The organism is Pseudomonas sp. GW821-FHT02H06, from assembly GCF_059421525.1.
In genome coordinates, this window is the sequence record NZ_JBWKVD010000009.1 from 178,600 (window position 1) to 191,248 (window position 12,649).

Below are 12,649 nucleotides of genomic sequence, written 5' to 3' on the forward strand. Positions count from 1 at the left end.
CCACCCGCGCAAAGCGGGTGTCGATCATCAAACGTGACGCACTTCCACGATTTCGTACTCGATCACACCGCTCGGTGTTTTCACAGCGACGACATCGCCTTCTTCCTTGCCAATCAACGCGCGAGCAAGCGGCGAACCCACCGAGATCTTGCCCAATTTGAAGTCAGCTTCGTCCTCACCCACGATGTGGTAGGTGACGCGCTCGTCCGTCTCAACGTTCGCGATTTCGACAGTGGTGCCGAAGATCACTTTGCCGGTGTGAGGGATCGTAGTGACGTCGATGATCACCTGATTCTGGATTCGGCCTTCGATGTCGCGAATACGCGCTTCGACCATGCCCTGCTGTTCGCGGGCGGCATGGTATTCGGCGTTTTCCTTGAGATCGCCCAGCTCACGCGCAGTCCCGATGTCCTGGCTGAGTTTGGGACGAACGACCTTGGTCAGGTGTGCGTGTTCTTCTTCCAGGGCGCGAGCGCCCTGAACGGTCATTGGGTACTTGATCATGCTTTGAGTCCTGCGTGTAGATCCTGCAAGCGGCGCACGGTTTTTTCAGGGCCGAACTTCAGCGCTTCACAGATGGCCTCGCCCGCGGCAATGGTCGTGGTGCAGTAAATCTTGTGCTGCAGGGCATTGCGGCGAATAGAGTAGGAGTCGGCGATCGACTGACGACCTTCAGTGGTGTTGATGATCAGCGTGACTTCGTCATTCTTGATCATGTCGACCACATGTGGACGGCCCTCGGTCACCTTGTTGACGCGGCGAACTTTCAGACCAGCCTCTTCGATCAGACGTGCCGTGCCGGCGGTTGCAACGATGTCGAAGCCCAACTCGATCAAGCTGCGTGCAACACCTGCCACCAGGGGCTTGTCGTCATCACGCACGCTGATGAACGCCGTGCCGCCAGTTGGCAGCACTTCGCTGGCGCCCATCTGGGCTTTCGCGAAAGCTTCGCCGAAGGTGTCGCCAACCCCCATGACTTCGCCCGTCGACTTCATCTCTGGGCCGAGGATCGGGTCTACACCCGGGAATTTGGCAAATGGGAACACCGCTTCTTTCACGCTGAAGAAGTTCGGGATGATCTCTTTGGTGAAGCCGAGTTCTTTCAGGGTTTTGCCGGCCATGACGCGAGCCGCAATCATCGCCAGCGAGACACCGATGCACTTCGAAACGAACGGTACCGTACGCGAGGCGCGCGGGTTCACTTCGATGACGTAGATGTCTTCACCCTGCAATGCCAACTGCACGTTCATCAAACCGACAACGCCGAGCTCGAGGGCCATTTTCTTGACCTGCTCACGCATTTCGTCCTGGATGTGGGCAGGCAGCGAATACGGTGGCAGCGAGCATGCCGAGTCACCCGAGTGAACGCCGGCCTGTTCGATGTGCTGCATGATCGCGCCGATTACCACGTCGGTACCGTCGCAAACCGCATCAACGTCCATCTCGATGGCGCAGTTGAGGAAGTGGTCCAGCAGCACCGGGCTGTCGTTGGACACTTGAACCGCTTCACGCAGGTAGCGCTTGAGTTCGTCTTCTTCGTAGACGATCTCCATCGCACGGCCGCCCAGTACGTAGGACGGACGAACCACCAGCGGGTAGCCGATCTTCGCCGCGGCCCGAATGGCTTCGTCTTCGCTGCGCACGGTAGCGTTTGGCGGCTGACGCAGGTTCAGTCGCTCGACCATTTGCTGGAAGCGCTCGCGGTCTTCTGCACGGTCAATGGCGTCCGGGCTGGTGCCGATGATCGGCACGCCTGCCGCTTCCAGTGCGCGCGCCAGTTTCAGAGGCGTCTGGCCGCCGTACTGAACGATCACGCCTTTCGGCTTCTCGACGCGGACGATTTCCAGCACGTCTTCCAGGGTCACCGGCTCGAAGTACAGACGGTCGGAGGTGTCGTAGTCGGTCGATACGGTTTCCGGGTTGCAGTTGACCATGATGGTCTCGTACCCGTCTTCACGCAGCGCCAGTGCAGCGTGGACGCAGCAGTAGTCGAACTCGATGCCCTGGCCAATGCGGTTCGGGCCGCCACCCAGAATCATGATCTTGTCGCGATTCGTCGGATTGGCTTCGCACTCTTCCTCGTACGTGGAGTACATGTACGCGGTGTCGGTCGCGAACTCGGCAGCGCAGGTGTCGACGCGCTTGTAGACCGGCAGCACGTCCAGCTTGTGACGGTGCGTGCGCAGGTTTTTCTCGGTCACACCGACCAGCTTGGCCAGGCGTGCATCGGAGAAGCCCTTGCGCTTGAGGCGATACATCAGGTCGCGATCAATTGCCGAAAGACCGAGGGTCTTGACCTTCTCTTCGTCCTTGATCAGATCTTCGATCTGCACCAGGAACCAAGGGTCGATCATGTTCATGCCGAAAATTTGTTCAACTGTCATGCCGGCACGGAAAGCGTCGGCGACGTACCAGATGCGCTCGGCACCCGGAACCGTCAGTTCGCGCTTGAGAATGCTCATGCTTTCCGGATTGCTCAGGTCCAGCTTCGGATCGAGACCGCTGACACCCACTTCAAGGCCGCGCAGTGCTTTCTGCAAGGATTCCTGGAAGGTACGGCCGATGGCCATGACTTCGCCGACCGACTTCATTTGTGTGGTCAGACGCGCATCGGCCTTGGCAAACTTCTCGAACGCAAACCGTGGCAGCTTGGTGACAACGTAGTCGATCGATGGCTCGAACGACGCCGGGGTCTTGCCGCCGGTGATTTCGTTCTGCAACTCGTCCAGCGTGTAGCCGACAGCCAGCTTGGCTGCCACTCGCGCGATCGGGAAGCCGGTAGCCTTGGAGGCCAGCGCAGAAGAACGAGAGACACGTGGGTTCATCTCGATCACGACCATGCGGCCAGTGTCCGGGCAGATACCGAACTGAACGTTCGAGCCGCCTGTTTCGACGCCGATCTCGCGCAGGACCGCCAGCGAGGCATTACGCAGAATCTGGTATTCCTTGTCGGTCAGGGTCTGCGCCGGCGCGACCGTGATGGAGTCGCCGGTGTGGACGCCCATCGGGTCGAAGTTTTCGATGGAGCAGACGATGATGCAGTTGTCCTTTTTATCGCGGACAACTTCCATTTCGTATTCTTTCCAACCGATCAGCGACTCGTCGATCAGCAACTCTTTGGTCGGCGACAGGTCGAGACCGCGGGCGCAGATTTCTTCGAACTCTTCACGGTTGTACGCGATGCCACCACCGGTGCCGCCCATGGTGAAGGACGGACGAATGATGCAGGGGAAGCCCAGCTTTTCGAGGACCGCATTGGCCTCTTCCATGCTGTGGGCGATACCGGAACGCGGGCACGCCAGGCCGATGGACTTCATGGCCTTGTCGAAACGCGAGCGGTCTTCAGCCTTGTCGATGGTGTCGGCATTGGCGCCGATCATTTCAACGCCGAACTTCTCGAGAACGCCTTCGCGCTCCAGGTCCAGCGCGCAGTTCAGTGCGGTCTGGCCGCCCATGGTTGGCAGCAGCGCATCGGGGCGTTCTTTTTCGATGATCTTGGCGACGGTCGCCCATTTGATCGGCTCGATGTAGGTCGCGTCCGCCATGGCCGGGTCGGTCATGATGGTAGCCGGGTTCGAGTTGACCAGAATGACGCGGTAACCCTCTTCGCGCAGGGCCTTGCAGGCCTGGGCGCCGGAGTAGTCGAATTCGCAGGCCTGGCCGATCACGATCGGGCCAGCACCAAGAATCAGGATGCTTTTAATGTCTGTACGTTTTGGCATGGGTTGTCACTCGAATCCTGTGTCAGTCGGCAAGCCGTCTTGAACATCTCAGGTGCCGGGCGGGCTGTCGGATCTGATCCGGCCCGCCGCGGTCACCTGCTCGCTACAGTCGCAAGGCAGCCTTAGCGGCGCTTGTCCATGGCTGTGATGAAGCGATCGAACAGCGGCGCGACGTCAGTCGGGCCCGGGCTCGCTTCAGGGTGACCCTGGAAGCTGAACGCGTCTTTGTCGGTGCGCTCGATGCCCTGCAGGCTGCCATCGAACAGCGACTTGTGAATCGCGCGAACGTTACTTGGCAAGGTCGCTTCGTCCACCGCAAAACCGTGGTTCTGGCTGGTGATCATGACCACGCCGGTGTCCAGGTCCTGGACCGGGTGGTTGGCGCCATGGTGGCCCAGATCCATCTTGATGGTCCGAGCGCCGGAAGCGAGCGCCAGCAGCTGGTGGCCCAGGCAGATACCGAACACCGGAATGTCGGTCTCCAGCACATCCTTGATCGCTTGAATGGCGTAGTCGCACGGTTCCGGATCGCCAGGGCCGTTGGACAGGAAGATGCCGTCAGGCTTGAGCGCCAGCACTTCACTGGCAGGGGTTTGCGCAGGTACGACCGTCACACGGCAACCGCGCTCGACCAGCATGCGCAGGATGTTCAGTTTGACGCCGTAGTCCCAGGCAACCACGTGGTACTTCAAGTCCGCTGCGGCGACTTCGGGACTGCTGTCGGACTGCAGGTTCCAGACCGTGGAGCGCCATTCGTAGGTCTCTTTGGTGCTGACTTCCTTGGCGAGGTCCATGCCCTTCAAGCCAGGGAATGCTCGCGCTGCTGCAATAGCGGCTTCTTCGGAGATGTTGTCGCCGGCCATGATGCAGCCGTTCTGAGCGCCCTTCTCGCGAAGAATGCGCGTCAGGCGGCGGGTATCGATGCCCGCGATCGCAACGGTTTTACTGGCCTTCAGATACTCGGCCAGTGGCATCTTGTTGCGCCAGTTGCTGGCAACCAGCGGCAGGTCGCGAATCACCAGGCCCGCCGACCAGACGCGGTCAGACTCGGCATCTTCCGGCGTTGTGCCGGTGTTGCCGATGTGCGGGTAAGTCAGGGTGACGATTTGCTGGGCATAGGAAGGATCGGTAAGAATTTCCTGATAGCCGGTCATTGCGGTGTTAAACACCACTTCACCAACGGTTTGACCGTCGGCACCAATGGCTTCGCCGCGAAAAATGCTGCCATCAGCAAGGGCGAGTATGGCTGGCTTAGTCAAGAAGACCTCCCGTAATAAAGCCTGAAAGGGCGATCGCAGGTTGTAAAAAAGCGGAATGACGTATAGACACGTCACCCCGCTTTTTTCGTAGAATTATCTGCGCGCTTTTAGTGGACACACTAAAGCTGTAGCTTACAGAAAGAGGTCTTTTTAATCCACCGCTAAAATTGCCCTGAGGGCTGGGGAGTGCGACGGACGTCGCGTAGCGGGTGCGTAACGGCTAATAACTGCGGGCAGGATACAGGTAAAGCCCTTCTCCTGCCCGCATTGTCGCTTGTCACATCTCGGACGCCGAAAGACTCAGCGCAGATCAAGTACATCCTGCATGTCGTAAAGACCCGGCGCCTTGCCATCTAGCCACAGCGCGGCACGCACTGCGCCCTTGGCGAAGGTCATGCGACTGGACGCCTTGTGCGTAATCTCCAGACGCTCACCCTCGGCGGCGAACAGCACAGTGTGATCACCTACGACGTCACCGCCGCGGACCGTGGCGAAGCCGATCGTCTCGCGCTCACGAACACCGGTGTACCCCTCACGACCGTAGACGGCAACCTTGCTCAAGTCACGCCCAAGGGCATTGGCAACCACCTCACCCATGCTGACCGCCGTACCCGACGGCGCGTCGACCTTGTTGCGGTGATGAGCTTCGATGATCTCGATGTCCGAATCTTCACCCATCACTCGCGCCGCCAGATCCAGCAGCTTGAACGACAGGTTCACACCCACACTGAAGTTGGACGCGAAAACCACGGGAATTTCCCGACTCGCTTCCACCAGCAGATGCTTTTGTTCGACGCTCAAGCCGGTAGTACCAATGACCATCGCCTTGCCCGCCTTACGGCAGAACGCCAGGTTTTTCAGCATGACGTCCGGCAATGTGAAGTCGATCAAGACGTCGAACTCGTCGGCAACCTGCTCCAGATTACCGGTCAACTGAACACCGATGCGCCCCAGCGATGCGAGTTCGCCGGCGTCGGCACCAATCATCGTGCTGCCGGGACGAACGATTGCCGCTGTCAGTCCGGTGAGCGGCGCACGGTCCTGCACCGCCTCGATCAGGTTCTTGCCCATGCGCCCGGCGGCGCCCATCACAGCAATGCGTCGCATGCCCTGCCCCTTAGAGATCGCCGAAGAAGCGCTTCACGCCTTCGAACCAGCCGCTGGCCTTGGGCGAATGAGAACTGTCGCCTTCAAGGGTGGCACGGAACTCTTCGAGCAGCTCGCGCTGGCGACGCCCCAGGTTCACCGGAGTCTCAACGGCCACACGGCACATCAGGTCGCCGGCGCCGCCACCACGCACAGGGGCTACGCCCTTGCCGCGCAGACGGAACTGCTTACCGGTTTGCGTGCCTTCCGGGATCTTCAGCTTGACGCGACCGTCCAGCGTCGGCACTTCCAGCTCGCCGCCCAGTGCAGCGTCGGTGAAGCTGATCGGCACTTCGCAATACAGATGCTTGCCGTCGCGCTGGAAAATCGCGTGTTCGCGTACATTGATGACAACGTACAGGTCGCCCGTTGGACCACCTTGCGTCCCTGCCTCGCCTTCGCCTGACAGACGAATACGGTCGCCGGTATCGACACCTGGCGGCACCTTGACCGACAGCGTCTTGGACTCTTCGACACGGCCTTCGCCATGGCAGGAGTCACAAGGGTCGGAAATGATCTTGCCGTTGCCGTGGCAACGCGGGCAGGTCTGCTGAACAGAGAAGAAACCCTGCTGCATGCGCACCTGGCCGATGCCGCCGCATGTCGGGCAGGTCACCGGGGACGAGCCCTTTTTAGCGCCGCTGCCATCGCAAGGCTTGCAGTTGACCAGTGTCGGTACACGGATGCTGACAGTCGTGCCACGCACTGCTTCTTCAAGATTCAATTCGAGGGTATAGCGAAGGTCGCTGCCACGCTGGGCACCACCGCGACCACCGCCGCCGGCGCGACCGCCGCCGAAGAAGTCGCTGAAAACATCACCGAAGATGTCGGAGAAGTTGGCGCCACCGCCGCCGAAACCGCCGCCGCCCATGCCCTGATCGACACCGGCATGGCCGTATTGGTCGTAGGCCGCGCGCTTGCTGGCATCGGAAAGCACTTCGTACGCTTCGTTGGCTTCTTTGAAGGCGTCTTCCGAAGCCTTGTCACCCGGGTTGCGGTCAGGGTGATATTTCATGGCGAGACGGCGATACGCCTTTTTCAGGTCCGCTTCGCTGGAGCCACGCTCCACGCCCAGTACTTCGTAATAATCACGCTTTGACATAAATTTTCCGCACTCTTGAGGACGTCCGGCATGACCCTCCTGAGTCTGCCGAACTCGTTGAGCCCCTTTCAGGCCCGGACCCAACTCACGTCAATTCAACGATCCTGGTCTTGGTTCAACGGCCTTTGATCGACCGAGGAAAGCGGCTGAACAAGCCGGAGTGCAGGAGCATCCGGCTTTGCCACAAAGCCCGCGATACGGGATCGCGCGCTTGAAAATTTTGGGTGTTCCAGACACGCCAACGCGGGAGCAAGCTCCCGCGCGGCGACATCCTACCAGCGACCACCAGAAAGCGGTCAACCGGCGATCAAGTGAGCCTGCGCTTACTTGTGGTCTTTTACTTCTTCGAACTCGGCGTCAACGACGTCGTCTGCAGGCTTGCTTTCTTCCTGAGCGGCCTGAGCACCGCCTTCAGGTTTTTCGGCCTGCTCGGCGTACATCTTCTGAGCAACCGGCGCGGAGACCTTCGACAGCTCTTCGATCTTGGCGTCGATGGCAGCCTTGTCGTCGCCTTTAACGGCGGCTTCAAGGGCAACCAGTGCAGCTTCGATAGCGGTCTTTTCTTCCGCGGTGACTTTGTCGCCAGCGTCGGAGATCATTTTGCGAGTCGAGTGAACCAGCGCATCGCCCTGGTTGCGGGCAGAGGCCAGCTCTTCAAACTTGCGGTCTTCGTCCGAGTTCGCTTCAGCGTCGCGAATCATCTGCTGGATTTCTTCGTCCGACAGACCGGAGTTGGCTTTGATCACGATCGACTGAGTCTTGCCAGTCGCCTTGTCTTTCGCGCCGACATGCAGAATGCCGTTGGCGTCGATGTCGAAGGTCACTTCGATCTGAGGCACGCCGCGTGGTGCTGGTGGAATCTCGGCCAGGTCGAACTTGCCCAGGGACTTGTTCTGAGCCGCTTGCTTACGCTCGCCCTGCAGCACGTGAATGGTCACTGCGCCCTGGTTGTCGTCGGCAGTCGAGAACACCTGCGATTTCTTGGTAGGAATCGTGGTGTTTTTCTCGATCAGCGCAGTCATCACGCCACCCATGGTTTCGATACCCAGCGTCAGCGGGCTGACGTCCAGCAGCAGAACGTCTTTCACGTCGCCGGCCAGTACTGCACCCTGGATGGCTGCACCCATGGCAACGGCTTCGTCAGGATTGACGTCTTTACGCGCTTCTTTACCGAAGAACTCGGTGACCTTCTGCTGAACCAGCGGCATGCGGGTCTGACCGCCGACCAGGATCACGTCGTTGATCGCGCCGATGTCGATACCGGAGTCTTTCAGCGCAATGCGGCAAGGCTCAATGGTGCGCTGAACCAGGTCTTCAACCAGCGATTCCAGCTTGGCGCGCGAGATCTTCACGTTCAAGTGCTTAGGACCGGTGGCATCTGCAGTGATGTAAGGCAGGTTCACGTCGGTCGAATTGCTCGAAGACAGCTCGATCTTTGCTTTCTCGGCAGCCTCTTTCAGACGCTGCATCGCCAGCGGATCACCTTTCAGGTTCATGCCGGATTCTTTCTTGAATTCGTCAACCAGGTAATCGATCAGGCGGATGTCGAAGTCTTCACCACCCAGGAAGGTGTCGCCGTTGGTGGCCAACACTTCGAACTGGTGCTCGCCATCGACTTCAGCGATTTCGATGACCGAAACGTCGAAAGTACCGCCACCCAGGTCATAAACGATGACGGTGTGATCGCCCTTCGCTTTGTCCATACCGTAAGCCAGCGCAGCTGCGGTTGGTTCGTTGATGATGCGCTTCACATCCAGACCGGCAATACGACCGGCGTCTTTGGTGGCTTGACGCTGGCTGTCGTTGAAGTAAGCCGGAACGGTGATGACCGCCTCTGTAACAGCCTCGCCGAGATAGTCTTCGGCGGTTTTCTTCATCTTCTTCAGGATTTCAGCCGAAATCTGAGGAGGGGACATTTTCTTGTCGTTGACTTCAACCCATGCATCGCCGTTGTCAGCCTTGGCGATTTTGTAAGGCACCATCTTGATGTCTTTCTGCACGACTTCTTCGTCGAACTTACGGCCGATCAGACGCTTAACCGCGTACAGGGTGTTGTGCGGGTTGGTCACTGCCTGACGCTTGGCCGATTGACCTACAAGGATCTCGCCATCGTTGGCATACGCGATGATCGACGGGGTGGTACGAGCGCCTTCGGCGTTCTCGATCACCTTGGCTTTACCGTTTTCCAGAACCGAGACGCAGGAGTTGGTGGTCCCCAGGTCGATACCGATAATCTTGCCCATTTTTGACTCTCCCGAAACTTAAATTTGGTTGCCGCAACTGCATTTACAAATTGCGGTAATTCTTAAACGCTTGGCCTGTAAATGGGGGCCGCTCAGCTAATTTCAAGCCTGCTCGTCAATAGACGGCGAAACAGGCGATGGCGCCTTGCTGACCACGACCATGGCCGGGCGCAGCAAGCGGCCATTGAGCTGATATCCCTTCTGGAACACCTTGAGTACGCTATTCGGCTCCACGTCAGCGCTTTCCTGCATCGCCATCGCCTGATGGTGCTCGGCGTTGAACGGCTGGCCATGAGGGTCAATGGCTTCAAGGTTGTAGCGCTTGAGCGTGTCGTAGAACATTTTCAGCGTCAGTTCGATGCCTTCACGCATCGGCCGTATGCTCTCGTCATCCGAGTTGGACAAGTCCAGACCACGCTCAAGGCTGTCAACGATCGGCAGCAGATCGCTGGCAAACTTCTCAAGCGCAAATTTGTGCGCCTTCTCGACGTCTTGCTCGGCACGGCGGCGGACGTTCTGCAGATCCGCAGCCACACGCAGAGACTGGTCCTGCGCCGCTTTCAGCTGCTCTTCAAGCACTTGCACACGCGTTGCCAGATCATCTTGAGAAGTCGCCGTGTCGGCAGCCTGATCCTGAGCCTGCATGTCCGGGTTCTGTTCGTCAGCCATAAATTCTCTCCTTCTAATTACATCCGTGAGCTCAACTCACGCCTCTGCCCGGCTATATGGGGTCGTAATTCTCGGGTTCAAGGGTTTAGGTGCAGGATCGGCTGAATAACCCTACAAATGTTCTGACATGGGTTCGGTGGCCACGCGCGATGGCGAAAAGCAGTATTGATGCTAAAAATGGGCGATGACCTTTCAAATCGAGCTAAGGCCGGGCATTGTCAGCCCAAAGCAAAACACTGTATAAATAACCAGACAAATTGTTTGGGAGCCGCTCTGATGCTGGTCCACCTGTCCATACATAACTACGCCATCGTTGAACATCTCGATCTCGAACTTGATCGCGGCATGAGTGTGATCACCGGGGAAACCGGGGCCGGCAAGTCGATCATGCTCGACGCGCTCGGCCTCACGCTGGGCGATCGCGCCGACAGTGGCGTGGTAAGGCCAGGTGCCGACAAGGCAGACATTCTGGCGACCTTCGACGTGTCGGATATCCCTGAAGCCAGCGCATGGCTGAAGGAGCGAGACCTCGAAACCGACGGTCCCTGCATTCTGCGCCGCGTCATTACTGCCGAAGGCCGATCACGCGCCTATATAAACGGGACGCCTTGCCCCCAGGGGGACCTGAAAGCCCTTGGCGAGCTGGTGATCGATATTCACAGCCAGCACGAGCATCAGTCGCTGCTGAAGACCGATACCCATCGGCGCTTGCTGGACGAATACGCGGGCGCCACCGACCTTGCACGTCAAGTGCAACTGGCCTCCCAGCGCTGGCGGCAAACGCGCCAGGAGCTTGAGCGCCTTTCCAACTCCGGCGACGAGCAGCGTGCCAAGCATCAGTTGCTGAGCTATCAGCTTGAAGAGCTGGAAAGCCTGAGCCTCGGCGAAAACGAGCTCGAACGGCTGGAACAGGAACACACCACGCTGACCAATGCCGAAAGCCTGCTGGGCATCTGCCGGCAAGTTGTGGAGCTGTGCAGTGAAAGTGACTCCGGCAATGCGCTGAACGCACTGACCGCCAGCCTTAATCGACTCAGCAGCGTGAACAACACGCCAGATGCATTGAATGAAGCGACTAACCTGCTCTCCAGTGCGCAGATTCAGGTTGAAGAGGCTGTCGGCGAGATCAATCGTTTCCTCGATCGCTTCGAAGCGGACCCGGCCCGCCTGCAGCAAATTGAAGAACGCCTCGACACCATCTATACGCTGGCACGCAAACACCGCGTGCAGCCTACTGAAGTTGCAGCGCTGCACCAGAAGTTGCTCGACGAGATCGAAACCCTCAACGCCAACGACGAAGCAATCGAGAGACTGGAACACGAGGTAGGCTCCTATGCGCGGCATTATCAAGAGAAGGCGCGCGAGCTGAGCGACCTGCGTCACCGTGCTGCGCCGGAACTGGCCCACAAGGTCGAGCATGAAATTCAGCGGCTGGGTATGCCGGGCGGACGCTTCAATATCGAGCTGCGCGAGAACGTAGACAGAGAGCTGTCACCCAACGGGCTGGAGCAGGTTGAGCTGCTGGTCAGCGCCAACCCGGGTCAGCCGCTCAAGGCGCTGGCGAAGGTGGCGTCGGGTGGGGAACTCTCGCGGATCAGTCTGGCGATTCAAGTGATCACCGCACAGACATCTCGGGTTCCGACGCTGGTGTTTGACGAAGTGGACGTCGGTATCGGCGGCCCTACCGCTGAAATTGTCGGCCAATTGCTGCGTCGTCTTGGCGAACGCGGCCAGGTCATGACCGTTACGCACTTGCCGCAAGTCGCCGCTCAAGGGCATCAACACCTGTTTGTACATAAAGTCCGGGAAGCGGACGTGACGCGTACAGCGGTGTCCAAGCTGAGCAAGAACGAGCGAGTAGAGGAAGTGGCGCGAATGCTGGGCGGTATCGATCTGACCAAAGAGTCGCTCGCACACGCCAAGAAGATGGTGGTTGCGTCCAGATCTTGATCATCTTTACGGTTTAACCCGAGCGGCGCGGATCTGGCAGGATCCCCTGATCGCAAACTGCAGAAACAACAAAGGCGACCCGAGGGTCGCCTTTGTCGTACTTCACAAAAGGCTTACACCTTTTGCTTGCGTACGTAGAGCACCAGATTGTGGTCAACCAGCTCGAAGCCGTGCTTGCTCACAATGGCTTTTTGCAGCTTTTCGATTTCTTCGTCGAAGAACTCGATGACCTCACCGGATTCCACGTTGACCATGTGGTCGTGGTGGCCTCCGTCAGCCAGTTCGAATACCGCGTGGCCGCCGTCGAAATTGTGGCGAACCACCAACCCGGCTGCTTCGAACTGAGTCAGAACTCGGTAAACCGTTGCCAGACCGACGTCTTCGTTGGCCTCCATCAGCGCCTTGTAGACGTCCTCCGCGCTCATGTGACGCTGCTGCGCAGAATCGAGCATTTGAAGGATCTTGACCCGCGGCAGGGTCACTTTAAGTCCGGCTTTGCGTAGTTCGCTATTTTCAACCATGGTCAGCTTTCTCGCAGACGCTGCTTCGCAGCTTCTC

Annotated in this window: 9 protein-coding genes; 1 reads left to right on the plus strand and 8 read right to left on the minus strand. The window is 58.7% G+C overall.

Features of this window, described 5'->3' with window-relative positions; translation table 11 throughout:
- Nucleotides 1-27 precede the first annotated feature (27 nt).
- The 7 genes from greA to grpE form a co-directional block, all read right to left on the minus strand.
- The gene (gene greA, locus AC07VF_RS16555; RefSeq protein ID WP_122535420.1) at nucleotides 28-504 is read right to left on the minus strand and encodes a transcription elongation factor GreA; all 477 of its coding nucleotides are present in this window, start codon (nucleotides 502-504) and stop codon (nucleotides 28-30) included.
- Complete coding sequence (gene carB / locus AC07VF_RS16560; RefSeq protein ID WP_282366994.1) at nucleotides 501-3,722, minus strand: carbamoyl-phosphate synthase large subunit; 3,222 nt, start codon at nucleotides 3,720-3,722, stop codon at nucleotides 501-503. Before carB ends, greA begins: the two co-directional genes overlap by 4 nt.
- A gap of 122 nt (nucleotides 3,723-3,844) precedes the next feature.
- Nucleotides 3,845-4,981: a glutamine-hydrolyzing carbamoyl-phosphate synthase small subunit gene (gene carA, locus AC07VF_RS16565; RefSeq protein ID WP_495009238.1), complete on the minus strand. Its 1,137-nt coding sequence runs from the start codon at nucleotides 4,979-4,981 to the stop codon at nucleotides 3,845-3,847.
- 300 nt (nucleotides 4,982-5,281) lie between these two features.
- On the minus strand, nucleotides 5,282-6,088 hold the full coding sequence (gene dapB / locus AC07VF_RS16570) for a 4-hydroxy-tetrahydrodipicolinate reductase (protein ID WP_192173312.1): 807 nt from the start codon (nucleotides 6,086-6,088) through the stop codon (nucleotides 5,282-5,284).
- Nucleotides 6,089-6,098: 10 nt separating this feature from the next.
- Complete coding sequence (dnaJ, locus tag AC07VF_RS16575) at nucleotides 6,099-7,229, minus strand: molecular chaperone DnaJ (RefSeq protein ID WP_192173313.1); 1,131 nt, start codon at nucleotides 7,227-7,229, stop codon at nucleotides 6,099-6,101.
- 323 nt (nucleotides 7,230-7,552) lie between these two features.
- Nucleotides 7,553-9,472: a molecular chaperone DnaK gene (gene dnaK, locus AC07VF_RS16580; RefSeq protein ID WP_192173314.1), complete on the minus strand. Its 1,920-nt coding sequence runs from the start codon at nucleotides 9,470-9,472 to the stop codon at nucleotides 7,553-7,555.
- A 102-nt stretch (nucleotides 9,473-9,574) separates the two neighbouring features.
- Nucleotides 9,575-10,141 (minus strand): nucleotide exchange factor GrpE, encoded by a 567-nt coding sequence (gene grpE, locus AC07VF_RS16585; protein ID WP_065987614.1) that lies wholly within the window; start codon nucleotides 10,139-10,141, stop codon nucleotides 9,575-9,577.
- A 276-nt stretch (nucleotides 10,142-10,417) separates the two neighbouring features.
- Here grpE and recN point away from each other — a divergent pair, with 276 nt between their 5' ends.
- Complete coding sequence (gene recN, locus AC07VF_RS16590) at nucleotides 10,418-12,091, plus strand: DNA repair protein RecN (protein ID WP_346629227.1); 1,674 nt, start codon at nucleotides 10,418-10,420, stop codon at nucleotides 12,089-12,091.
- 113 nt (nucleotides 12,092-12,204) lie between these two features.
- Here recN and fur read toward each other — a convergent pair whose 3' ends face one another.
- The gene (gene fur / locus AC07VF_RS16595) at nucleotides 12,205-12,612 is read right to left on the minus strand and encodes a ferric iron uptake transcriptional regulator (protein ID WP_065987616.1); all 408 of its coding nucleotides are present in this window, start codon (nucleotides 12,610-12,612) and stop codon (nucleotides 12,205-12,207) included.
- Between the last annotated feature and the right edge of the window lie 37 nt (nucleotides 12,613-12,649).

Excerpts from the sequence above, each read along its gene's own strand:
- greA (WP_122535420.1), bottom strand. The coding sequence starts at position 504 with ATGATCAAGTACCCAATGACCGTTCAGGGCGCTCGCGCCCTGGAAGAA.
- grpE (WP_065987614.1), bottom strand. The coding sequence starts at position 10,141 with ATGGCTGACGAACAGAACCCGGACATGCAGGCTCAGGATCAGGCTGCC.
- recN (WP_346629227.1), top strand. The coding sequence starts at position 10,418 with ATGCTGGTCCACCTGTCCATACATAACTACGCCATCGTTGAACATCTC.
- fur (WP_065987616.1), bottom strand. The coding sequence starts at position 12,612 with ATGGTTGAAAATAGCGAACTACGCAAAGCCGGACTTAAAGTGACCCTG.
- dapB (WP_192173312.1), bottom strand. The coding sequence starts at position 6,088 with ATGCGACGCATTGCTGTGATGGGCGCCGCCGGGCGCATGGGCAAGAAC.
- dnaK (WP_192173314.1), bottom strand. The coding sequence starts at position 9,472 with ATGGGCAAGATTATCGGTATCGACCTGGGGACCACCAACTCCTGCGTC.
- dnaJ (WP_192173313.1), bottom strand. The coding sequence starts at position 7,229 with ATGTCAAAGCGTGATTATTACGAAGTACTGGGCGTGGAGCGTGGCTCC.
- carB (WP_282366994.1), bottom strand. The coding sequence starts at position 3,722 with ATGCCAAAACGTACAGACATTAAAAGCATCCTGATTCTTGGTGCTGGC.